The sequence below is a fragment of the Saccharopolyspora antibiotica genome (assembly GCF_047200635.1).
Classification (GTDB): Bacteria; Actinomycetota; Actinomycetes; order Mycobacteriales; family Pseudonocardiaceae; genus Saccharopolyspora_C.
Window position 1 is genome coordinate 42,566 of the sequence record NZ_JBJZOI010000001.1, and the last position, 22,013, is coordinate 64,578.

The window sequence follows — 22,013 nt, forward strand, 5'->3', positions numbered from 1 at the left end:
ACGGCCTCCAGCGGGCCGTCTTGTCGCACTCCGGGTACGGCGCCCCTCGTCCGGGAGCCGCGTCTCGCGGGCTCGTCCCCAACGTCTCACGCGGGTCGCGGGGTGGCAACGAGTGCCAGGTCTCCACCGCCCCAGCCGCGGGTCAGCTCGTCGGGGGCAGCTCCAGCGCGGCGCGCACCAGCGAGAGCGCCTCCTGCGGCGGGATCCCGAGGGCGCGGGTGGCGCGGGCGTACTCCGCGGCCGCCTCGGCGGCGCGCTGCGCTCCCCGGTTCCCGGCAGCGCTGACGTAGGTGCCCGCGCGGCCCCGGGTCTCGATCAACCCGGCCTGCTCCAGCTCCCGGTAGGCCCGAGCGGCGGTGTTCGCGGCGATGCCCAGCTCGGCGGCCAGCGCCCGCACCGTCGGCAGCTTGGCGCCCACCGGCAGCTCGCCGGAGTTGATCCTGGCCGCGATCCCGGACCGCACCTGCTCGAACGGGCTCGTGCTCGCCCCCGGATCCACGCTGAGGTCCACCATGCGTCTCATTCTCCGCCAGCCCGCACCGCCGGACCGCACCACCCGGATCAGCCGGTCGGGGGGCGCGGGATCCCCAGCTCCTCGAACAGCGCCGCGGCCGTGCGGCGGTGTTCCCGCGCCTCCTCGTCGCGCCCGCCGCGCTCGCAGAGCTCTGCCAACCGCTCGTGGTCCAGCGCCTCGCCGTAGGCGTACTCGACGGCCCGGTGCAGCTCCAGCGCCCGCTCGACGTGGGCGAAGGCCTCCTCGGCGCGCCCCAGGTCGCCGAGCACCGCACCCATCTCGCTGAGCGAGGTGGCCTCGATGCGGCGGTCGCCGCGGGCGCGGCGGATCTCGATGGCCCGGCGCAGGTGGTCGAGCGCCTCGTCGTACTGGCCGAGGCGCCGCTCTGCCTGGGCGAGCACGCTCAGCGTCGTGGCTTCCCCCCAGTCGTCACCCAGCTCGACGTGCATCGCCAGGGCGCGCTCCAGGGCATCGTCGGCCTCGGCGTCGCGGCCCATCGCGCAGTACAGCTTGCCCAGGTCGCGCAACGCCCAGGCCTGGGCCCACGGTGGTCCGAGCCGCCGCCACAGCGGGACCGCCCGCTCCAGGTCGGCCAGCGCGGCCGCGTGGTCGCCGAGGGTCTCGCGGGCGATGGCGGTGCTGGTCAGCAGCCACGCCTCGGCGAGCCCGTCCCCGACCGCGCGGGCCGCGCCGAGCCCGGTGCGGTGGGTGACCAGCCAGTCGGTCAGCGGCCGCCGAGCCAGCATGAAGGCGAACATCGCCACGGGCAGCTGCCAGGCCAGGACCAGCTCGCCGCGGTCGGCGGCCTGGCGGACCGCGGCGACCAGGTTTTCCCGCTCGTCGTCGTAGAAGTGCAGCGCGGTCGGCCGGTCCGCGAACTCGGGTACGGCGCCAGGGGCGCGGGGAAGGTCCATCGGGAGCCGGGTGAAGCTCGGCTCGGCCGCCCAGGAGGCCGCCGTCACGGCGTGCAGGTACCAGGACAGCAGCCGGCGCACGGCCGCTTCGCGCTCGGCGCTCCGCCCGTCCCGCTGCGCGCGTTCGGCGGCGTAGAGCCCCAGCAGGTCGTGGAACCGGTAGCGGTCGGGGCGGTGTTCTTCGAGCAGGTGCGCACCGGTGAGGGAGTCCAGCACCCGGCGGGTCGTCGCTCGCGGCAGCCCGGCCAGCGCCGCGGCGGCGCCGAGGCCGATGTCGGGGCCCGCGGCCAGACCGAGCAGCCGGAACAGGCGTGCCGCCTCGGGAGGCAGCGACCGGTACGACCAGGAGAACACCGCTCGCACGGTGGTGAGGTCGTCCTCGTCGGAGGTGAGCGCGTTCAGCCGCTCGCGCTCGTCGGCTAGCTCCTCGACGAGATCGGCGATGCGCCGTCGCGAGCCCGCCAGCCGCTCCGCGGCGATGCGCAGCGCGAGGGGCAGGTGCGCGCAGTACCGGGCGAGTTCGGCCGCCGCGTCGGGCTCGGCGTCGATCCGATCGGCCCCGGCGGCCTTGCGCAGCAGTGCGAGCGAGTGCTCCGGCGGCAGCACGTCCAGCGACATCCGGGCGGCTCCTTCCCTAACCGTCAGGCTGGGCAGCCGATTGCGGCTGGTGATCAGCACCCGGCACGAGGCGGAGCCCGGCAGCAGCGGGCGGACCTGCTCGGCGGATGCGGCGTTGTCGAGCACGATCAGCATGGTGCGCGCGTTGATCAGCGTTCGGAACAGCGAGGACTTCGCGTCGACGTCGACGGGGCACCGGTCGCCGGAGACGCCCAGCGCGCGCAGCACCTCGTCGAGCGCCTCGTCCGCTTCGCGCCGCCGACCGGAGTGGTGGCCGCGCAGGTCGAGGTAGAGGTCTCCGTCCGGGAACCGGTCCCGCACCCGGTGCGCCCAGTGCGCGGCGAGCGAAGTCTTCCCCACCCCTCCGGAACCGACGATCAACCACGCGGGTGCCGCGGTGCTGGTCGGCTCGGCCAGCCAGGAGTCCAGCTCGGCGAGGCCGGTCTCGCGGTCGGTGAAGTGGGCGACGCGCGCGGGGAGCTGGCGCGGGACCGGGATCTCCGGTGCGGGCACGTGGAAGTGCACGCCGCCCTTGATCTCGCCCGCCTGCACGACGTGCCGCGCGTTCCCGGAGAAGACGTTCCGGACCTCGTCGACCACCGCGACCTCCTGCCGAACGCCTCGCCGACGCTCGAAACAGGTCTACCGAGCGCGGGCGGCCGCTGTTCGGAGAACCGGCCGACGAGCCCCGAAGAGCGGCCGTCCGGACCAGCGCCTGCGCCCGGACGGCGCGGTCCCGGGGCGGTGCCGATCCCGGGCGGCGCCGATTCCGGGGCGGCGCCGTGGCCGGAATCCGGCCGTGCGACGGGAAAACAGCGCATCCGCTCACCCGATACGGGCGATCCGCCACACCATTCGGCAATGGTGGAACTCCTGTTCGAGCGAGCACCATGAAGTCATGAACCAGCGAATCGCAAGCCCCCGGAACCCCGTCCTGTCGAAGCCCAGCCGCGGGGCCGCCGACCCCGGGAGCGGTGGACCGCAAGCGCGCCGCGGCAATCGCGCCGCGCCGGCGGGGCGTCGGCACCCGGCGCTGGGAATCACGGTGCTGCGCAAGGTGTTCCGAGCTCCGTACCGGTTCCGTCGCCGGGTATCGGGTCCGGGGTGGGCGCTGTCGTCCGCGCCCCCGCGCGGCCGGGGTGCACCGCCGGGCTCATCGCCCCCGGAACGCGCGCAGCAGTTGTTCCGCCGCCAGCGACGCGGTCAGCTCGCCCGCGCGCACCCGCGCCTCCACCTCGCCGACCTGCCCCCGCACCTCGGGGTGGGCGACGAGCTCGGCCATGAGCTGATCGCGCACCAGCGCCCAGGTCCACTCGACCTGCTGGCGGCTGCGCTTGTCCGCGAGCTCCCCCGTCTCCGTCAGGGTCGCGCGGTGCTGCTCCACCTGTTCCCACAGCGAGTCCAGCCCGGTGCCGTTCAGCCCGCTGCAGGTGACCACCGGCGGCGTCCAGGAAGCGCTGACCGGGGTGAGCAGCCGCAGCGCGGACCGCAGCTCGCGGGCCGCCTTCCGCGCCTCCATCTCGTGCGGGCCGTCGGCCTTGTTCACCGCGACCAGATCGGCCAGCTCCAGCACGCCCTTCTTGATGCCCTGCAACTGGTCTCCGGTGCGGGCCAGGGTGAGCAGCAGGAAGCAGTCGACCATGCCCGCCACGGTCACCTCGGACTGCCCGACGCCGACGGTCTCGACCAGCACCACGTCGAACCCGGCGGCCTCCATCAGCACGATGGTCTCGCGGGTCGCTCGCGCGACGCCGCCGAGCGTGCCCGCGGAGGGGGAGGGACGCACGAACGCCGCCGGGTCTGCCGCCAGCCCGCCCATCCTCGTCTTGTCGCCGAGGATGCTCCCGCCGGTTCGGGTGGAGGACGGGTCCACCGCCAGCACCGCCACCCGGTGCCCGGCCGCCGTCAGCGAGGTGCCGAGCGCTTCGATGAACGTGGACTTGCCGACCCCGGGCACGCCGGTGATGCCGACCCGGTGCGCCCCGCCGCTGTGCGGGAGCAACCGGACGAGCAGCTCCTGGGCCTTCGCCCGGTGCGCCGGTCTGGTCGACTCCACCAGGGTGATCGCCTGCGCCAGCCGGGTGCGGGAACCGCCCAGCACGCCCTCGGCGTAGTCCTCGACGTCGATCTCGCGTGGCATCAGTCGAGTTCGAGCCTGGTTCGGAGTTCCTCGAGCAGGCCCAGCGCGGCCTCCGCGATCACGGTGCCGGGCGGGAAGATCGCGGCCGCCCCGGCCTCGCGCAGCGCGTCGAAGTCGGCGGGCGGGATCACGCCCCCGACGACGATCATGATGTCCTCCCGGCCGACCGCGGCCAGCTCGTCGCGCAGCGCGGGGACCAGCGTGAGGTGCCCGGCTGCCAGCGAGGAGACCCCGACGACGTGCACGTCGGACTCGGCGGCCTGGCGGGCGACCTCGGCGGGGGTTTGGAACAGCGGGCCCACGTCCACGTCGAAGCCGACGTCCGCGAACGCGGTGGCGATCACCTTCTGGCCGCGGTCGTGGCCGTCCTGGCCCATCTTGGCGACCAGGATCCGGGGGCGGCGGCCCTCGTCCTCGGCGAAGCGCTCCACGACCTCGCGGGCGCGCTCCAGCGGCGCCGACGATCCCGCTTCTTCCCGGTACACGCCGGAGATCGTACGGATCTGGCCCGCGTGGCGGCCGAAGACCTGCTCCATCGCGTCCGAGATCTCGCCGACGGTGGCCTTGGCGCGCGCGGCGTCCACGGCGAGGGTGAGCAGGTTGTGGTCGAGGTCGCCGGGGCGCTCGTCGGACATCGCGGCCTCCGCCGCCCCGGTCAGGCGTCGCAGCGCGTCCTGGCAGGCGGTCTCGTCGCGCTCCTCCCGCAGCCGCCGGAGCTTGTCCAGCTGCTCGGCGCGGACCTCGGCGTTGTCGACCTTGAGGACCTCGATCTGCTCATCGCCGTCGAAGCGGTACTTGTTGATGCCGATCAGCGGCTGGCGGCCGGAGTCGATGCGCGCCTGGGTGCGGGCGGCGGCCTCCTCCACGCGCAGCTTCGGGATGCCCGCGTCGATGGCCTGCGCCATGCCACCCGCGTCCTCGACCTCGGTGATGTGCGCCCAGGCGCGCTCGGCGAGATCAGCGGTGAGCCGTTCGATGTAGTGGCTGCCGCCCCACGGGTCGATCACGCGCGTGGTGCCGGACTCCTGCTGCAGCACCAGCTGCGTGTTGCGGGCGATGCGGGCGGAGAAGTCGGTGGGCAGCGCGAGCGCCTCGTCCAGGGCGTTGGTGTGCAGCGATTGGGTGTGGCCCTGGGTGGCGGCCATCGCCTCCACGCAGGTGCGGGCGACGTTGTTGTAGACGTCCTGGGCGGTCAGCGACCAACCGGAGGTCTGCGAATGGGTCCGCAGCGACAGCGACTTGGGGTTCTTCGGCCCGAAGGTCTTCACGAGCTTCGCCCACAGCAACCGCGCGGCGCGCAGCTTCGCGACCTCCATCGCGAAGTTCATCCCGATGCCCCAGAAGAATGACAACCGGGGAGCGAAGGCGTCGATGTCCAGCCCGGCCGTGCTGCCCGCCCGCAGGTACTCCACGCCGTCCGCGAGCGTGTAGGCGAGCTCCAGGTCGGCCGTGGCTCCGGCCTCCTGGATGTGGTATCCGGAGATCGAGATCGAGTTGAACTTCGGCATCCGCTGGGAGGTGTAGGCGAAGATGTCCGAGATGATCCGCATCGACGGCTGCGGGGGGTAGATGTAGGTGTTGCGGACCATGAACTCCTTGAGGATGTCGTTCTGGATGGTCCCCGCGAGCTTCTCGGGCGGCACCCCTTGTTCCTCGGCGGCGACGATGTAGAGCGCCATCACCGGGAGCACCGCCCCGTTCATGGTCATCGACACGCTCATCTTGTCCAGCGGTATGCCGTCGAACAGCTGGCGCATGTCGTAGATCGAGTCGATCGCCACCCCGGCCATGCCCACGTCGCCGGACACCCGCGGGTGGTCGGAGTCGTAGCCGCGGTGGGTGGCCAGGTCGAACGCCACCGACAGGCCCTTCTGCCCGGCGGCCAGGTTGCGCCGGTAGAAGGCGTTCGACGCGGCGGCGGTGGAGAAACCGGCGTACTGGCGCACCGTCCAGGGCTGGTTGACGTACATCGTCGGGTACGGGCCGCGCAGGAACGGCGCGATTCCGGGCTTGGTGGCCAGGAAGTCCAGGCCCTCGGTGTCGGCCGCGGTGTAGAGCGGTTTCACCCCGATGCCCTCGGGTGCTTCCCAGACCAGGGCGTCGGACTCCTTGCCGGTCGCGGAGAGGACGGCCGAGTCCCAGCGGCTCGCCGCGTCGCCCTCGGCGGGGCAGCGGTCCAGCGGGATGTCGGCGAAGTTCGGGATGCTGTGGTTCATCACTCGACTCCCAGGGTCCGGTGCGCGGCGCGCAGCACGTCGACGGCATCGCAGCCGGAGTACACGAGACCGTCCACATCGTCCGGTCGTTGCTTCGGACGGCCGGCCAGCAGCACGGTCGTCGCGCCGGCCTCCTTGAGCGCCTTCGCCGTCTCGGCGGCGCGCTCGGCGTACACCCCGTCCGCAGAGCACAGGCACACCAAGGGGGAGCGGTGCTCGGCGTACGCGGCGAGGACGTCCGCGGTGGACTCGGTGGGGCCGGCCTCGGCGGCGCCCAGCCCGCCGGCGGCGAACAGGTTCCGGGCGAAGGAGGCCCGCGCGGTGTAGGTGGCCAGCGGCCCGAGGGTGGCGAGGAAGACCTCCGGGCGCTGCGAGCGCGCGTCGGCGGCGTCGCGCAGCGCCTCGAAGTCCTCGGCGTAGCGCACCCGGGGCAGCCCGCCGGAGGGCTGTTCGGGCAGCGGGCGGCGCCGGAGCGGCTGTTCGTCGAGGTCGGGGAACTCGCTGACCCCGGTGATCGGGTCGGTTCGGCGCGCGATGGCGCTCCTGCGCCGCTGCCAGGTACTCGCCAGGCGCTCGGCGACCAGTCCGGAGCGCAGCGCCGCGTCCAGGCCGCCCGCGCGTTCGATCTCCTGGAACCAGGACCAGGCGGATCGGGCGAGTTCCTCGGTGAGCCGCTCGACGTACCAGGAGCCGCCGGCTGGGTCGATCACCTGGGCCAGGTGCGCTTCATCCAGCAGCAGTGCCTGGGTGTTGCGGGCCACGCGCCGGGAGAACTCGTCCGGGGCGCCGATGGCGGCGTCGAACGGCTGCACCGTCACCGCCTGCGCGCCGCCGACCCCGGCGGCGAAGGTGGCGATGGTCGCGCGCAGCATGTTCACCCACGGATCCCGGCGGGTCAGCATCGCCGAGGACGTCACCGCGTGCTGGTGCTGCGCCCGCGCCGGTTCCGCGGCCCCGCTGCGGCGGGTGACCTGCTCCCACACCCGGCGCGCGGCGCGCAGCTTGGCGATCGTGAGGAACTGGTCGGCGGTCGCCGCGTAGCGGAACTCCAGCAGCCCGCAGGCGGTGTCCACGTCCAGCCCTGCCTCGGTGAGCCACCGCAGGTAGCCCACCCCGGCCGCCAGCGAGGCCCCCAGTTCCTCGCCCTCCGAACCGCCCGCGTCGTGGTAGGGCAGCGCGTCCACGGTGATCGCCCGCATACCGGGCAGATCTCGGGCGCAACGCCGCGCCGCGTCCACCGCCTGCTCCGGGTCGGGCTCGCGGCCGGTGCGCGCCCGCACCCCCAGCGGGTCGGCGCCCAGGTTGCCGCGCAGCGCGCTCGGCGCCACGCCCTGCTCGGCGGCGAGCCGCAGCAGCGCGTCGGCGGCCGCGCCGGCCTGCTCACCCGGGTCGAGCACCACGCCGATCATGTCCAGGTGCACGTCGTGCAGCGCGTCCGCGAGCTCGGCGACCGCGATCCCGCCCTCGCCGACTCGCAGCAGCAGCGAGCTCACCCCGCCGTCGAGGTCGGCCAGGATCTCGCGGTTCGCGGCGCGGGCGTCCGGGTTGCCGTGCGCCTGGCGGACGTCCCAGCCCTCGGGCGCCGAGCCCTGGGGCAGGCTGCCGCGCACGAACGGCGCGAAGCCGGGCGGGCCCGGTGCGGGCAGCTCGGCGTCCGCGGAGTACAGCGGCCGCAGGGTGATGTCGTCGTAGGTCGTCGTCGCGAGCAGCGCGGCCGGGTCCTCCGGCGCGCTCTCGCCCTCCTTGATGCGGCCGGTCCTGCGCAGGACCTTCTCCACCTGCTCCAGCCAGTCGCCGTGGGTGGGGCGGGGGAATTCACCGCCCAGGCTGAGCTCGGGGCGGGAGCCGCTCGTCGTCGAGAGCCGGTCGGTGGGCGCCATGGCAGTCGATGGTAGGTCGCGGCGCGGGGCCGAAACGCGCCGTCAGCTGTGACCCACGTCCCACCTGGTGGGCGGGGTCGTTCCGCTCGTACCGGGGCCGGTCAGTGCCCGCTGAAGTGGTACTCCCAGCCCGTCTCGGCCGTGTAGCTCAGCCGGTAGCTGGTTTCGATCTTCGGGCCCTCGTGCAGGTGGATGTGCCGCAGCAGCCGGCCGTGCACGGCCTCGGAGTCGCGCAGGTCCTGCGTCCGCCCGTCCAGCGGCCCGCCCACGAACCGCACCTGTCGCTCCGGCATGTTCCCCAGTGTTGACGATCGTGCCCGCCGCGAGCCAGGGCCCGGCACCGCGAAGCCCCCCGATCGGGTGACTCGGAGCGATGGTCGCGGCACCCGGACCCCGGCTGCGACGCGCCGGAGCTGACCAGGGACGATCGGGGGTGCCATGACGCTGACTGACCGCCTCCCCGGCTCACCCGACCCCGACGCGCTGCTCGACGCCTTCACCACCTGGACCACCGAGCAGGGCATCGAGCTCTACCCGGCGCAGGAAGAGGCGCTGATGGAGGTGGTCACGGGGGTGAACGTCATCCTCAGCACCCCCACCGGCTCCGGCAAGAGCCTCGTCGCCACCGGCGCGCACTTCACCGCGCTCGCCCGGGGGGAGCGCAGCTTCTACACGGCCCCGATCAAGGCGCTGGTCTCGGAGAAGTTCTTCGCCCTGGTCGACGTCTTCGGCGCCGACAACGTCGGCATGATGACCGGCGACAGCAGCGTCAACGCCGACGCCCCGATCATCTGCTGCACCGCGGAGATCCTGGCGAACCTGGCGTTGCGCGACGGTGAGCGGGCCGAGGTCGGCCAGGTCGTGATGGACGAGTTCCACTTCTACGCCGAGCCGGAGCGGGGCTGGGCGTGGCAGGTGCCGCTGCTGGAGCTGCCGCAGGCCCAGTTCGTGCTGATGTCGGCGACCCTCGGCGACGTCGCCCGCTTCGAGCGGGACCTCACCAGCCGGACCGGCCGCGAGACGGCCGTGGTGAGTTCGGCGGAACGCCCCATCCCGCTGACGTTCCGCTACGCGCTGACGCCGTTGCACGAGACGATCGAGGAGCTGCTCGGCGGCAACCAGGCCCCGGTCTACGTCGTGTACTTCAACCAGGCGTCCGCGATGGAGCAGGCGCAGAGCCTGATGAGCGTGAACGTCGCCTCCCGCGAGCAGCGGGACCGGATCGCCGAGGCCATCGGGAACTTCCGGTTCACCGCCGGTTTCGGCAAGACGCTGTCCCGGCTGGTGCGCCACGGGATCGGCGTGCACCACGCGGGGATGCTGCCGAAGTACCGGCGCCTGGTGGAGCAGCTCGCGCAGGCGGGCCTGCTCAAGATCATCTGCGGTACGGACACCCTCGGCGTCGGCATCAACGTGCCGATCCGCACCGTGCTGCTGACCGGGTTGACCAAGTACGACGGGGTGCGCACCCGCCACCTCAAGGCCCGCGAGTTCCACCAGATCGCCGGGCGCGCGGGCCGCGCGGGCTACGACACCGCCGGTTACGTGGTGGTGCAGGCGCCCGAGCACGTGATCGAGAACGAGAAGGCGCTGGCGAAGGCGGGCGAAGACCCGAAGAAGCGGCGCAAGGTGGTGCGCAAGCAGGCCCCCGAGGGCTTCGTGTCCTGGAGCGAGAAGACCTTCGACAAGCTCGTCGGGGCCGAGCCGGAGCCGCTGGTCTCCAGCTTCCAGGTCAGCCACTCGATGCTGCTCAACGTCATCAACCGCCCCGGCGACGCCTTCGCGGCGATGCGGCACCTGCTCACCGAGAACCACGAGGACCGCCCGGCGCAGCGCAGGCACGTCCTGCGCGCGATCGCGATCTACCGGGCGCTGCTGGCCGCGGACGTGGTGGAGCAGCTCGACGAGCCCGACGCGCTGGGGCGCCGGGTGCGGCTGACCGTGGACCTGCAGTTCGACTTCGCGCTCAACCAGCCGCTGTCGCCGTTCGCGCTGGCCGCGATCGAGCTGCTGGACGTGGACTCGCCGAGCTACCCGCTGGACGTGCTCTCGGTCATCGAATCCACTCTGGACGATCCGCGGCAGGTGCTCTCCGCGCAGCAGTTCAAGGAGCGCGGCGAGGCCGTCGCGCGGATGAAGGCCGACGGCATCGAGTACGACGAGCGGATGGAGCTGCTGGAGGACGTCACCTACCCGAAGCCGCTGCGGGAACTGCTCGAAGCCGCCTACGAGATGTACCGCAAGGGGCATCCGTGGGTCGCCGAGCACGAGCTGTCCCCGAAGTCGGTGGCGCGGGACATGTTCGAGCGGGCGATGAACTTCGTCGAGTTCGTCAACCACTACGGCTTGGCCCGCTCCGAGGGCTTGGTGCTGCGCTACCTCGCCGACGTCTACAAGGCGCTGCGGCACACCGTCCCCGCCGACGCGAAGACCGAGGAGCTCACCGACCTCATCGAGTGGCTCGGTGAACTGGTGCGCCAGGTCGACTCCAGCCTCCTCGACGAGTGGGAGCGGCTGCGCAACCCCGCCGCCGAGACCGAGGCCGGTGCCGCCCCGGTGCAGGAGGGGCCCGCGGGCATCACGCAGAACGCGCGGGCGTTCCGGGTGCAGGTCCGGAACGCGCTGTTCCGCCGGGTGGAGCTCGCCGCGCGGCGCTGGACGAACCAGCTCGGCGAGCTGGATCCGGAGTTCGGCGCGGAGGCGTGGGACGAGGCGCTGGAGGGCTACTTCGCCGAGTACGACGAGATCGGCACCGGCGCCGACGCCCGCGGTCCCGCGATGCTCATGATCACCGAGGAGCCGGGGCGCTGGCTGGTGCGCCAGGTCTTCGCCGATCCCGAGGGCGACCACGACTGGGGCATCAGCGCTGAGGTGGACCTCGCGGCCTCCGACGAGGAGGGCACCGCAGTGATCCGCGTGCAGGCCGTCGACCAGCAATAGCAGCTGGTCGGGACGGTGGCGCCCCCCGGTCGGGTGGCCTACGATCGCGGTTTCCGGCCGCGATCGAGAGGAACGCGAGCATGCCGCAGACCGTGGTAGCGGGCATCGACGGGTCCGAGGAGTCCAAGCGCGCGCTGCGCTGGGCGGCGGAGTACGTGACGAAGGTGGGCGGCCTGGTCCACGCCATCACGGTGTGGCACCAGCCGGTGCAGTTCGGCTACCGGTTGCCGACCCCGGACTCGGAGCTCGAGCGGCGGGCCCGCGAGCTGCTGGACAAGACCACCGACGCGGTGCGGGCAGAGTTCCCGAAGGTCGACATCCGCCCGCGCCTGGTGCGCGGGCACGTGGTGGACGAGCTGGTGGGGCTGTCCCCGCAGGCCGACATGATGGTGCTCGGCAACAAGGGGCACGGTGCGTTCACCGGCATGATGGTCGGTTCGGTGGCCCTGAAGCTGGTGCACCACGCCCGCTGCCCGGTCCTGGTCGTGCGCTGACGACGTCGAAGCACGAGCGGCCCGTCTCCGGGAGGAGGCGGGCCGTCGTCGTGCGGGCCCGGGATCAGCGGAACGCGGTGAGCAGCTGGCCGATCTCGGCGAAGGAGCTGCCGAAGCCGGTGAGGGGGCGCCCGTAGCCCGCCGCGATCTCCCGGGTCGGCTCGCGCCGCACCGACCAGCCGAGACCGGTCAGCTCGTCGCCGGGGTCCGGGCGTTCGGCGGTGTCGAGCAGGTCGGCCAGGTCGATGCCCCACTCGTGACCGATCCGGAGGATCTCGTCGCTGAGGATCCGGTTGCGCGGTCCGCTGACGTGCTCGACGGACAGCCTGCTGCCGGGGGCGGAGAGCCGGTGGACGGTCGCGAGGAGCTGCGCCTCGGCCTCGGCGGGCAGGTAGGGCAGCAGGCCCTCGGCGAGCCAGGCGGTCGGCCGCGCTGGGTCGAACCCGGCCTCCCGCAGCGCCCCGGCCCAGTCGTCGCGGAGGTCCACGGGGACGGCGGTGCGATCGGCGGCAGGGGTGGCGCCGAGCTCGCCGAGCGCGGTGTCCTTGAACTCCAGCACCTTGGGCTGATCGATCTCGAAGACCCGCAGTCCGTCGGACCAGCCGAGCCGGAAGGCGCGGGTGTCCAGACCGGAGGCCAGGATGACGGCCTGCTCGACGCCTCCGGCGGCGGCGCGCAGGAAGTACTCGTCGAAGAACCGGGTCCGCACGCCGAGGTAGCCGGACATGGCTGCCTGGATCTCCGCGCTGGCGCCTGTCAGCGCGTCGAGCCGCGGCGATGCGGCCGCGGCCACGAGGTCCTGGGCGTACGGGTCCTCGATCAGCCGGTCGGCCCTGCGGGACTCGCCTGCCCGCCCGCTCGCCACCGCCAGCGCGGTGATGCCGACGCCGGAGACGATGTCCCACTGCTCGTGCGTGCTGGTCACGGGAGATCCCTTCCGCTGGCCGCCTCGGTTCGTTCGCGAGGCTAACCGAACGGTTGCGCGACGCAACCGCATGTGACCTGGTCGCGGTCCGCCCATTTCGGTCGAAGCGCCGCGCCCGTTCGTCCGCCGCCCCTCGTCCTGGCAGGTGGGACGTGGTGATCCGGACGTGTCGCCGCGGCGGACCCGGGCGCCTCGCCTCATCCGTTCAGCTCAGTCCGCCGAGCTCTCCCGCCGTTCCTTCTGCTCGTCCTCCTGCTCGGATCGCCGCTCGCTGCGGCGCTGCTCCTCGCGGTAGCCGTAGGCGGCCTGCCGGACCGCCGCGTCGGACTCCAGGCTCGATCCCAGTGCTCCCGCGACCACGCCCATCGTGGTGAAGCCCCAGGCGAGGGTGAGGTAGCGGGTGAAGTCCGCCTCGTGCCCCAGGCTGCTCGCCAGCAGGCCGGGCGGCACCAGGAACAGCGCCGTCAGCAGGTTGATCACGAACAGGCCCGCGTACATGCACCCGACGCCGATGGTGAGCGTCGCGAGGGTGGACACGTTGTAGAGCAGGGACCGCTCCCGGTCGACCTCGGAGTCGCGCTGCTTCTCCCAGAGCCCGTGCGCGGTGATCAGCCAGAGCACCAGCACCGCGACCGAGAGCACGGCCGCGATCACCTGCCGGGTCGGGCCGAGCCGGTCGCCGATCTGCCAGATCGTGCTGGAGGAGAGGCCGAACGCGCTGGTCGCCACCGCCGCCGCGAGGGCGCTGCGCAGCCCGAACACCAGCCGCCACGGCTGGTTGCTCCGCACCATCCCGCTGAGCAGCCGCAACCGGCCGCGGTTGCGGGTCGCGCTGTAGCGGACGTCGATCTCCTCGTCGTGGTCCTCTTCCTCGCTGTGCTCGGCGGGCTCCTGCTCGCGCCGGATCGGGGCGACCAGCTCGGTGAGCCTGCTGTCCAGCCCGTACCGGCCCTCATCGGGTTCCTGGGCGGTGAGCTCGTCGACCAGCTGCAGCACGACCTGCCGCGCGCGCCGGTACGGCTGGGTTCCGCCCAGGGTGGGCAGCGAGACCACGGCGACCCGCTGGTCGATCTTGGTGTCGGCCACCACCGGCCGGCGGTCGGCGCGCACCGGCAGGTCGGTGATGCAGATCGCGTAGTCCCAGCCACCCCGCTCCAGCCGCTTCCGGGTGGCCTCCAGGATGTCGCTGGTGCCGTGCTGGCCGGCGGCCACCGGGTCCACGTCGACCTCGATGCGCCACTCGTCCTCCTCCGAGCCGAGCTGCTCGGGCAATTCCTCGGCCAGGTGTTCGGCCACCTGCTGAGGCAGATCCGGATCGGCGACCAGTCCCAGCGTGCGGATCCTGCTGTTCGGGGCCTCGGCGTCGCCGCCGTGCTCGGTGCTCATGCTGTCAACTCCTTCCACACCGTCGATCTTGTCACCGCCCGGGATATCCCGACGTGCGCCCCGGCGAACCTCGGCGTCGGTGATCTTGATCTCCGGGGAGCTCAGCGCCAGGCGGACGGTCGCAGCAGCCGCAGCCCGTTGAGGCCGACCAGGACCGTGGAGCCCTCGTGCCCGGCCACCCCGAGCGGCAGCGGCAGTTCGCCGACCAGGTCCCACACCACGAGCACCGCGATGAACGTACTCGCGATGATCAGGTTCTGCCGGACCAGCGCACGGGCCCGCCGGGCCAGGGAGACCAGCTTCGCGGCGGCGGCGAGCTCGTCCCGCACGATCACCGCGTCGGCGGTCTCCAGTGTGAGGTCCGCGCCCGCGCCGCCCATCGCGACCCCAGTGTGCGCCGCGGCCAGCGCCGGAGCGTCGTTCACCCCGTCGCCGAGCACCAGCGTCCTGGGGCCGAGCTCCCGCACCGCGGCCACCTTGTGCTCCGGGAGCAGCCCGGCTCGCACCTCGCGCAGGCCCGCCTCCGCCGCGATGCGCCGGGCGGCGCGCTCGTGGTCACCGGTGAGCAGCACCGGTTCGGTGCCGGTGAGCTCCCGCAGCGCCGCCACCGCCTGCGCCGCGTCCGGGCGGAGCCGGTCGCTCAGGCCGAGCACCCCGGCCTGCTCCCCGTCCACCCGCACCACCACGGCGGTGCGCCCGGTCGCTTCGACCGCCCCGACGGCGTCGGTGGGCTCCGCCGGGCGGGTCACCTCGACGCGGCGGCCCTCGACGGTCGCCGCGACCCCGCGACCGGGTTCGGCGCGGAACTCCGCGGCCGGAGGCACGGGCAGCCCGCGGTCCCGGGCGGCGGCGACCACCGCGCGCCCCAGCGGGTGCTCGCTGAGCAGCTCCGCCCCGGCCGCCAGCGCGAGCAGCTCGTCCTCGTCCTGCCCCGGTGCCGGCCGGACCTCGGCGACCCGGGGCACGCCCTCGGTGAGGGTGCCGGTCTTGTCCAGCGCCACCCGGTCCACGTCGGCGAGCCGTTCCAGCACGACCGCCGACTTCACCAGCACGCCGCGCCTGCCCGCGTTCGCGATCGCCGACAGCAGCGGCGGCATCGTCGCCAGCACCACCGCGCACGGCGATGCGACGATCATGAACGTCATCGCGCGCAGCAGCGCCTCCGGGGCCGGTTCCCCGCACAGCAGCGGGATCCCGAACACAGCCAGGGTCGCCACCACGATGCCCGCCGAGTAGCGCTGCTCGACCTTCTCGATGAACAGCTGCGTCGGGGCCTTCGCCTCGCTCGCCTCGGTCACCATCGCCACGATCCGCGCGATCACCGAGTCGCCCGGGTCCCGGGTGACCCGCAGGCGCAGCGAACCGGATCCGTTGAGGGTGCCCGCGAAGACCTCGTCGCCGGGCGACTTCGGGGCGGGCAGCGGTTCGCCGGTGATGGTGGACTCGTCGACCTCGCCGCCACCGGCGACGACCTCCCCGTCGGCGCCGACGCGCTCACCGGGGCGCACCAACACCTCGTCGTCCACCCGCAGCTCGGTCGCGGGCACTCGCTCCTCGGCGCCCGCGCGCACCCGCACGGCCGTCTCCGGGGCGAGGTCGAGCAGGCCGCGCACGGAGTCCTCGGTGCGCGCGGTCGCGTAGGCCTCCAGGGCACCGGAGGTCGCGAAGATGACGATGAGCAGCGCGCCGTCGCGGACCTGTCCGATGGAGGCGGCGCCGATCGCCGCGACGATCATCAGCAGGTCCACGTCGAGGGTCTTCTCCCGCAGGGCTCGCAGCCCGGCCAGCGCGGGCTCCCAGCCGCCGGAGGCGTAGCAGACCAGGTAGAGCGCCCACCACGTCCAGGACGGTGCCCCGCCGAGATCGGCGGCGAGTCCGAGCAGGAAAGCAAGCAGCGACGCCCCCGCCCAGCGGGTTTCCGGCAGCGTGGACAGCCGTCGGCGCCCGGCGGCGGGCGGCGGGGTGCGGGAGGGGTGCTCGGCGAGCGCTGTCATCGCGACGTCCTCGGGTCCGGGGGGCGGGACACCGCGAAACAATACCTGAACGACTGCTCATGTGTTCAGGTATTCAGTTGGTCGGGTGCGGATAGACTGCGCGCATGGGGCACGGAGTCGAGAACGCGGTGACGCCCGCGGCGAAGCTGGATCCGGCGTCCGCCGCCTCCGTCGCGGAGACCCTCCAGGCCCTCGCCACGCCCTCCCGGCTGCTCATCCTCAGCGAGCTGCGCCAGGGCGACCGCCCGGTGGGCGAACTCGCCGAGGCCGTCGGCATGGAGGCCTCGGCCGTCTCGCACCAGCTGCGGCTGCTGCGCTCGCTGGGCCTGGTCACGGGCAGCCGCTCCGGGCGCAGCGTGGTCTACCGGCTCTACGACGACCACGTCGCCCAGCTGCTCGACGAGGCCGTCTTCCACATCGAGCACCTGCGCCTGGGCCTGTCCGGCTGACCGCGACCCCGCTCGGCGCCGAGCCGCGGCGGAACCGGACGGTGCCGCGCCGCGCGCCCCGCCGGGGCAGCCCCGGTCAGGGCTTCAGCGCGACCTTGGTCCAGCCCTCGTCCCGGCGGTCGAAGTGCTCGTAGGCGTCGGCCGCCCGTTGCAGCGGCAGGTCGTGCGAAACGATGAACGACGGCCGCGCCTGGCCGCGGTGGATCAGCTCGCGCAGCCGGCGGTTGTACGCCTTGACCGGTGCCTGCCCGGTACCGACGTGCTGGCCCTGGAACCAGAACGAGCCCATCTCGAACTCGATCTTCCCCTCCTGCTGCAAGCGGCCGGGAGCGCCCGGATCGGCGGGCAGGAAGATCCCGGCCACCCCGATGCCGCCGGTGAACCGGACCGATCGCACCAGGTCGTTCATCGTCATCTCCGGGTGCTCGGCGCCCTGCGGGTCGTGCGCCTGGTAGCCGACGCACTCGCAGCCCCGGTCGGCGCCGCGCCCGTCGGTCAGGTCCAGGACCTGTCGGACCTGGTCGCCCTCCGAGTCGTCGACGGGGATCGCGCCCATCCGCTCGACCAGCCGGAGCCGATCGGGGTGGCGGTCCACGACCATCACCTGCGAGGCGCCCTGCAGCATCGCCGAGTACCCCGCCATCAGGCCGACCGGGCCCGCGCCGTAGACCACGCAGCTCTCGCCGGGACGCAGGCCGGCGAGGCGGGTGGCGTGCCACCCGGTCGGGAAGATGTCGGCGAGCATCACGTAGTCGTCCTCGCGGTCGGCCGCGTCTTCCGGCAGCCGCAGGCAGTTGAAGTCGCCGAAGGGCACCCGCAGCAGCTCGGCCTGACCGCCGTGGAACGGGCCCATCCCGGCGAAGCCGAACGCGGCGCCCGCCACGTCCGGATCGGGGTTCGCGGTGAGGCAGTAGGAGGTGATGCCGTCCTCGCAGTTGCGGCAGAACCCGCAGCCGATGTTGAACGGAAGGCACACCCGGTCGCCGACCCGGATGCGCTCCACCCCCTCGCCGATCTCCTCGACGACGCCGAGGTTCTCGTGGCCGAGCACCCGCCCGGTCTCCAGGTCCGTGCGGCCCTCGTACATGTGCAGGTCGGAGCCGCAGATGTTGGTGGTCGTGATCCGGACCAGGACGTCGGTGGGGCGTTCGATCCTCGCGTCGGGGACGTCCTCGACCCGCACCTGCCGGGGACCTTCGTAGACCAGGGCCTTCATGGCGGCTCCTCACTCGCGCTCGACGTCGGGACGCCACCGCCGGTTAACCGCCCGCGCCGCGGTGCCAAACCCGCGGCGGCTCAGGGCAGGTGGCGGGCGGACTCGGCGGCCGCCGCGTCGGCCCGGTCCGCGAGCCCCGGATCGGCCCCGGCCGCGGTGAGGTCGATGCGCACCAGGATCGCGGCGGCGCGGGCGCTCGCGGCGGCCAGCGCGGCCGCGGTGGCCGCGTCGCCGCGCAGCGCCGGACTCGCCGCCCGAGCCGCGTCGTCCGCCAGCCGGGCGACCTCGGCCGCGACCTCCGCCAGCCGGGCCGGGGGCTCGGCCGCCGCCCGCAGCGCCGCGCGCCGGTCGCGCGCGGCCCGGACCCGCCCGTAGGCGGCGGAGTCCGCGTCGGCCAGTTCCAGCCCGCGTTCCCGCAGGCGCTCCGCCCGCTCGGCGAGGCCGGCGTTCCCGCCCAGCCGGGCCACCATCGCCACCAGGCCCGCGGCTCCGGCGGTGGTGACCGCGGCGAGCACCCCGCCGGTGGCGGCGGGGGTGCTCGCCGGGTCGAGGAAGTCCCGCACGCTCGCGTCGAGCCCGCTCAACTCAGCCCCACCACCTCGCCGCGCTCGTCGATGTCGATGCGTTCGGCCGCGGGGCTCGACCCCAGGCCCGGCATGGTGCGCACGTCGCCGCAGATCGGGTACACGAACCCGGCGCCCGCCGAGGCCCGCACCTCCCGCACCGGCAGCGTCCAGCCGGTCGGGGCGCCCAGCAGCGACGGATCGGAGCTCAGCGACAGGTGGGTCTTGGCGATGCACACCGGCAGCGAACCGAAGCCGTTCGCCTCGCACTCGCGCAGCGAGCGCGCCGCCGCCGGGGTGTAGGAGACGCCATCGGCGCCGTACACCCGGCGGGCCACCGTCTCGATCTTGGTCCGGAGGTCGGCGGAGTCCGGGTACAGCGACCGGAACGCGCTCGGTTCGGCGGCGGCCTCGACCACGGCCTCCGCGAGCTCCTTCGCGCCCTCGCCGCCGCCCAGGTAGTGCCCGCTGACCGCGACCCGGGCGCCCGCTGCCTCGGCGACCTCGCGGATGACCGCGTGCTCCGAGGGGTGATCGGTGGGGAAGGCGTTCACCGCCACCACGGGCGAGACGCCGTGCAGCCGGATGTTCTCGATCTGCTTGCGCAGGTTGTCCGCCCCGGCCAGCACGTCACCGGGGTTCTCCGCGAGCAGTTCGGGCGGCAGCGGGCGCCCCGCCACGATCCGGTAGCGCCCGGAGTGCGCCTTGAGCGCCCGCACCGTGGCCACCAGCACCGCCGCGTCCGGACGCAGGCCGGAGGCGCGGCACTTGATGTTGAAGAACCGCTCCGCGCCCATGTCGGCGCCGAACCCGGCCTCGGTCACCACGTAGTCCGCGCAGCGCGCGGCGATCTGATCGGCCACCACCGAGGAGTTGCCGTGCGCGATGTTGCCGAACGGCCCCGCGTGCACGAACACCGGCGTGTTCTCGGTGGTCTGCAGCAGGTTCGGCTTGATCGCCTCGCGCAGAAGCACCGCCATCGCCCCCGCCGCCCGGAGCTGCTCGGCCGTGACCGGGGTGCCGTCCCGGGTGCCGCCGACCACGATGCGCCCGAGCCGGCGCCGCAGGTCCCGCAACGACGTCGCCAGCGCCAGCACCGCCATCACCTCGCTGGCGGCGGTGATGTCGAATCCCGCTTGGCGCGGGGTGCCGTCGCCGCGCCCGCCGAGGCCGGTCACGATCGAGCGCAGCTCCCGGTCGTTGACGTCGAGCACGCGGCCCCAGGTGATCCGCTGCGGGTCGATGCCGAGCTCGTTGCCCTGGTGCAGGTGGTTGTCCAGCATCGCCGCGAGCAGGTTGTGCGCCGAGGTGACCGCGTGCCCGTCCCCGGTCAGGTGCAGGTTCAGCGCCTCCATCGGCACCACCTGGCTGTACCCGCCCCCGGCCGCGCCGCCCTTGATGCCGAAGGTCGGCCCCATCGAGGGCTGCCGGATCGCCACCGCCGAGCGGTGCCCGAGCAGGTCCAGCGCCTGCCCGAGCCCGACGGTGGTGGTCGTCTTGCCCTCGCCCAGCGGGGTGGGTGTGACGGCGGAGACCAGCACGTACTTCGCCCGCGGTCGGTCGGCGAGCTCCTCGGCGGCCTCCAGCGACACCTTCGCCACGTGCCTGCCGCAGGGCTCCAGCAGGTGCGGCCCGAGGCCGAGCCGCCCCGCCACCTCCTCGATCGGGCGCAGCGAGGTCGCTCGCGAGATGTCCAGGTCGGACGGGATGGTCATGCGGGAACCTCCTGAATCCTGTCGAGGAACTCATCGCGCCACCGGGCGGTCCCGGCGATCTCGTTGAAGGTGAACAGGTGCCAGCCCGCCACGCCCGCCGGGCCGAGGTGCGAGCGCAGCGCCTCCACCAGCGGCTCCGGGGAGAAGGGGGTGAGCAGCCTGCTCACCACGCCGTGCTGCTTGCGCAGGAACCGCAGCGACTCGCCGAGCCCGATCCGCATCGAGACCCGCAGCAGCTTCGCCACGTCCACCGCCCCCGGCAGCCCGACGTGCACCGGGAGCAGCACGCCCCGGGCGCGCATCGCGCCGATCCAGCGCGCGATGCGCTCCGGGTCGTAGCAGATCTGCGAGACGGCGTAGTCGGCGTGCTCGGCCTTCTCCGACATCGCCCGGACGACGTCGTCGTCGGGCAGGAAGGGATGCCGCTCCGGGTAGCCCGTGATGCCGACCGACCCCGGCCGCCGCCCCAGCTCGTCCATCGCCCGCAGCAGCGCGAGCGCGTCCGGGAACTCCCCGGCCCGCGACGGGGAGTCGCCGGCGACGACGAACACCTCGTCGCTGCCCAGAGACGCCGCCCGGTCCAGCAGGTCGGCCAGGTGCGCGCGGTCGCGCACCGAGCGGGCCGCCAGGTGCGGCACCGCCCGCAGCCCGGTGGCCGCCAGCCCCGCCGCGGTCTCCAGCGTCGCCTCGAGCCCCTTCGCCGCCGAGGCCGTGACGGTCACCGTGCTGCCCGGGGGCAGCACCCGCGCCGCTTCGGCGGCCCCCCGCACCGGGAGCACCTCGAACCGGGCGCGCAGCAACGATTCGCGCAAGGCGTCCATCAGACCGTCTCCCGCCCGCTCACGCCGACGCCGTGCGTTCGAGGTGCTTGGGGATGTCCTTGTTCGGGTCGTGGAACGGCTTCCGCACCACGATCGCCTCCTGCGGGCCGTGCTGGGTGTGCACGACCAGCTCGGTGCCGGGCTCCTGGTAGGCCACCGGCACCATCGCGAAGCCGATGTTGCTGTCCAGCCGGGGCGAGTGGCAGGCCGAGGTGACCTCGCCGATGCGCAGCCCGTGCGGGTCGTGCACGTCGAACGGTTCGATCATGCTGCCGTCGTTGAACGAACCGACTCCGGGGCCGCCGATCCGCACGCCGACGAGCTTGCGGGCCACGCCCTCGGACTTGATCCTGGTCAGCGCCTCCTTGCCGATGAAGTCGGCCTCCTGGTCCAGGTCGACCATCCAGGTCTTCTCGAAGCCGTACCCGGCCTCGAACGGGTTGGTCTCGTAGGTGATGTCGCAGCCCCAGGACAGGATCCCGGCCTCGATGCGGCGGATGTGGCAGGGCCCGATGACCCGCAGGTCGTGCGGGCGGCCCGCCTCCCAGATCCGGTCCCACAGCTTGACGCCGTCGCGGGAGGCGTCGTGCAGGTAGATCTCGTAGCCCAGCTCGGCGGTGTAACCCGTGCGGGAGACCACGACCCGCATCCCGTCCAGCTCGCGTTCCACCGCGTAGTAGTACGGAACGTCCAGGATGGACTCGCCGAACAGGTCCGCCATGACGTCCCGCGACTTCGGTCCCTGCACCTGCACCGGACCCACGTCGGGCTCGCGGATCCGCACGTCCATGCCGAGGTTGTGCGCCAGGCCCTTCGCCCACAGCAGCACGTCGCTGTCGGCCAGCGAGAGCCAGAAGTGGTTCTCGCCGAGGCGCAGCAGCACCGGGTCGTTGATGATGCCCCCGTCCTCGGCGGTGACGAAGACGTACTTGCACTGCCCGATCCGGCACCGGGTCAGGTCCCTCGGCACCAGCATGTTGGTGAACTCGAACGCGTCCGGGCCGGTGATCTCCACCTGCCGCTCCACCCCGACGTCCCAGAGCGTGACGCCCTCCAGCAGCGCCCAGTACTCCGCGACCGGATCGCCGTAGTGCCGCGGGTGGTAGGTGTGGTTGTAGACGCTGTAGAGGCTCACGCCGTGCTGCCGGGAAGCGTGGAAGAACGGCGACTTGCGCAGCCGGGAGTACTGCAGGATTCCGGGGTTCGGGTTCACGGTCATCGGTGCTGC

At 73.3% G+C, this 22,013-nt stretch carries 17 protein-coding genes and 1 riboswitch; of the genes, 3 read left to right on the top strand and 14 right to left on the bottom strand.

Annotated elements, in window-relative coordinates:
- Positions 1–9 precede the first annotated feature (9 nt).
- A riboswitch (guanidine-III (ykkC-III) riboswitch) is annotated at positions 10–75 on the bottom strand.
- Between the two features lie 67 nt (positions 76–142).
- From ACL03H_RS00215 to ACL03H_RS00240, 6 genes are all read right to left on the bottom strand, one after another.
- Positions 143–514, bottom strand: coding sequence for a GntR family transcriptional regulator (locus ACL03H_RS00215; protein WP_412808943.1), 372 nt, complete (start codon positions 512–514; stop codon positions 143–145).
- 47 nt (positions 515–561) lie between these two features.
- The gene (locus ACL03H_RS00220; RefSeq protein ID WP_412808944.1) at positions 562–2,646 is read right to left on the bottom strand and encodes an ATP-binding protein; all 2,085 of its coding nucleotides are present in this window, start codon (positions 2,644–2,646) and stop codon (positions 562–564) included.
- 553 nt (positions 2,647–3,199) lie between these two features.
- Complete coding sequence (gene meaB / locus ACL03H_RS00225; RefSeq protein WP_412808945.1) at positions 3,200–4,186, bottom strand: methylmalonyl Co-A mutase-associated GTPase MeaB; 987 nt, start codon at positions 4,184–4,186, stop codon at positions 3,200–3,202.
- Complete coding sequence (gene scpA, locus ACL03H_RS00230; RefSeq protein ID WP_412808946.1) at positions 4,186–6,402, bottom strand: methylmalonyl-CoA mutase; 2,217 nt, start codon at positions 6,400–6,402, stop codon at positions 4,186–4,188. Before scpA ends, meaB begins: the two co-directional genes overlap by 1 nt.
- Positions 6,402–8,282 carry a methylmalonyl-CoA mutase family protein gene (locus tag ACL03H_RS00235; RefSeq protein WP_412808947.1) on the bottom strand — a complete coding sequence of 627 codons (1,881 nt, stop codon included), beginning with the start codon at positions 8,280–8,282 and terminating at the stop codon, positions 6,402–6,404. Before ACL03H_RS00235 ends, scpA begins: the two co-directional genes overlap by 1 nt.
- A gap of 101 nt (positions 8,283–8,383) precedes the next feature.
- Positions 8,384–8,575: a hypothetical protein gene (locus tag ACL03H_RS00240; protein WP_412808948.1), complete on the bottom strand. Its 192-nt coding sequence runs from the start codon at positions 8,573–8,575 to the stop codon at positions 8,384–8,386.
- 145 nt (positions 8,576–8,720) lie between these two features.
- Between ACL03H_RS00240 and ACL03H_RS00245 the strand changes: the two genes are divergently transcribed.
- Positions 8,721–11,222 (top strand): DEAD/DEAH box helicase, encoded by a 2,502-nt coding sequence (locus ACL03H_RS00245; RefSeq protein WP_412808949.1) that lies wholly within the window; start codon positions 8,721–8,723, stop codon positions 11,220–11,222.
- Between the two features lie 80 nt (positions 11,223–11,302).
- Positions 11,303–11,716, top strand: coding sequence for a universal stress protein (locus ACL03H_RS00250; protein WP_412808950.1), 414 nt, complete (start codon positions 11,303–11,305; stop codon positions 11,714–11,716).
- Positions 11,717–11,780: 64 nt separating this feature from the next.
- On the opposite strand, the gene ACL03H_RS00255 is transcribed toward ACL03H_RS00250, so the two are convergent.
- The 3 genes from ACL03H_RS00255 to ACL03H_RS00265 all read right to left on the bottom strand — a co-directional run bounded on the left by ACL03H_RS00255 (position 11,781) and on the right by ACL03H_RS00265 (position 16,021).
- Positions 11,781–12,641, bottom strand: a complete 861-nt coding sequence (locus tag ACL03H_RS00255) for an SAM-dependent methyltransferase (RefSeq protein ID WP_412808951.1) — start codon at positions 12,639–12,641, stop codon at positions 11,781–11,783.
- A 210-nt stretch (positions 12,642–12,851) separates the two neighbouring features.
- A complete protein-coding gene (locus ACL03H_RS00260; RefSeq protein ID WP_412808952.1) occupies positions 12,852–14,027 on the bottom strand; it encodes a hypothetical protein in 1,176 nt (391 codons plus the stop codon).
- A 101-nt stretch (positions 14,028–14,128) separates the two neighbouring features.
- Positions 14,129–16,021, bottom strand: a complete 1,893-nt coding sequence (locus ACL03H_RS00265; RefSeq protein WP_412808953.1) for a heavy metal translocating P-type ATPase — start codon at positions 16,019–16,021, stop codon at positions 14,129–14,131.
- Positions 16,022–16,125: 104 nt separating this feature from the next.
- Between ACL03H_RS00265 and ACL03H_RS00270 the strand changes: the two genes are divergently transcribed.
- Positions 16,126–16,470 (top strand): ArsR/SmtB family transcription factor, encoded by a 345-nt coding sequence (locus ACL03H_RS00270; RefSeq protein WP_412808954.1) that lies wholly within the window; start codon positions 16,126–16,128, stop codon positions 16,468–16,470.
- 76 nt (positions 16,471–16,546) lie between these two features.
- Here ACL03H_RS00270 and ACL03H_RS00275 read toward each other — a convergent pair whose 3' ends face one another.
- The 5 genes from ACL03H_RS00275 to ACL03H_RS00295 all read right to left on the bottom strand — a co-directional run bounded on the left by ACL03H_RS00275 (position 16,547) and on the right by ACL03H_RS00295 (position 22,004).
- Positions 16,547–17,686 (bottom strand): glutathione-independent formaldehyde dehydrogenase, encoded by a 1,140-nt coding sequence (locus ACL03H_RS00275; protein WP_412808955.1) that lies wholly within the window; start codon positions 17,684–17,686, stop codon positions 16,547–16,549.
- Between the two features lie 80 nt (positions 17,687–17,766).
- Positions 17,767–18,270, bottom strand: coding sequence for a cyclodeaminase/cyclohydrolase family protein (locus ACL03H_RS00280; protein WP_412808956.1), 504 nt, complete (start codon positions 18,268–18,270; stop codon positions 17,767–17,769).
- On the bottom strand, positions 18,267–19,964 hold the full coding sequence (locus ACL03H_RS00285) for a formate--tetrahydrofolate ligase (RefSeq protein ID WP_412808957.1): 1,698 nt from the start codon (positions 19,962–19,964) through the stop codon (positions 18,267–18,269). Before ACL03H_RS00285 ends, ACL03H_RS00280 begins: the two co-directional genes overlap by 4 nt.
- On the bottom strand, positions 19,961–20,785 hold the full coding sequence (locus ACL03H_RS00290; protein ID WP_412808958.1) for a methylenetetrahydrofolate reductase: 825 nt from the start codon (positions 20,783–20,785) through the stop codon (positions 19,961–19,963). The genes ACL03H_RS00285 and ACL03H_RS00290 overlap by 4 nt, the downstream gene beginning before the upstream one ends.
- A 19-nt stretch (positions 20,786–20,804) precedes the next feature.
- Complete coding sequence (locus ACL03H_RS00295) at positions 20,805–22,004, bottom strand: glycine cleavage T C-terminal barrel domain-containing protein (protein WP_412808959.1); 1,200 nt, start codon at positions 22,002–22,004, stop codon at positions 20,805–20,807.
- Positions 22,005–22,013: the final 9 nt, after the last annotated feature.

Bases quoted from the DNA above. Each gene is read 5' to 3' on its own strand.
- ACL03H_RS00275 (WP_412808955.1), bottom strand. From the start codon at position 17,686: ATGAAGGCCCTGGTCTACGAAGGTCCCCGGCAGGTGCGGGTCGAGGAC.
- ACL03H_RS00290 (WP_412808958.1), bottom strand. From the start codon at position 20,785: ATGGACGCCTTGCGCGAATCGTTGCTGCGCGCCCGGTTCGAGGTGCTC.
- ACL03H_RS00240 (WP_412808948.1), bottom strand. From the start codon at position 8,575: ATGCCGGAGCGACAGGTGCGGTTCGTGGGCGGGCCGCTGGACGGGCGG.
- ACL03H_RS00215 (WP_412808943.1), bottom strand. From the start codon at position 514: ATGGTGGACCTCAGCGTGGATCCGGGGGCGAGCACGAGCCCGTTCGAG.
- ACL03H_RS00260 (WP_412808952.1), bottom strand. From the start codon at position 14,027: ATGAGCACCGAGCACGGCGGCGACGCCGAGGCCCCGAACAGCAGGATC.
- ACL03H_RS00245 (WP_412808949.1), top strand. From the start codon at position 8,721: ATGACGCTGACTGACCGCCTCCCCGGCTCACCCGACCCCGACGCGCTG.
- ACL03H_RS00270 (WP_412808954.1), top strand. From the start codon at position 16,126: ATGGGGCACGGAGTCGAGAACGCGGTGACGCCCGCGGCGAAGCTGGAT.
- ACL03H_RS00250 (WP_412808950.1), top strand. From the start codon at position 11,303: ATGCCGCAGACCGTGGTAGCGGGCATCGACGGGTCCGAGGAGTCCAAG.
- ACL03H_RS00285 (WP_412808957.1), bottom strand. From the start codon at position 19,964: ATGACCATCCCGTCCGACCTGGACATCTCGCGAGCGACCTCGCTGCGC.
- ACL03H_RS00295 (WP_412808959.1), bottom strand. From the start codon at position 22,004: ATGACCGTGAACCCGAACCCCGGAATCCTGCAGTACTCCCGGCTGCGC.
- scpA (WP_412808946.1), bottom strand. From the start codon at position 6,402: ATGAACCACAGCATCCCGAACTTCGCCGACATCCCGCTGGACCGCTGC.
- ACL03H_RS00235 (WP_412808947.1), bottom strand. From the start codon at position 8,282: ATGGCGCCCACCGACCGGCTCTCGACGACGAGCGGCTCCCGCCCCGAG.
- ACL03H_RS00265 (WP_412808953.1), bottom strand. From the start codon at position 16,021: ATGACAGCGCTCGCCGAGCACCCCTCCCGCACCCCGCCGCCCGCCGCC.
- meaB (WP_412808945.1), bottom strand. From the start codon at position 4,186: ATGCCACGCGAGATCGACGTCGAGGACTACGCCGAGGGCGTGCTGGGC.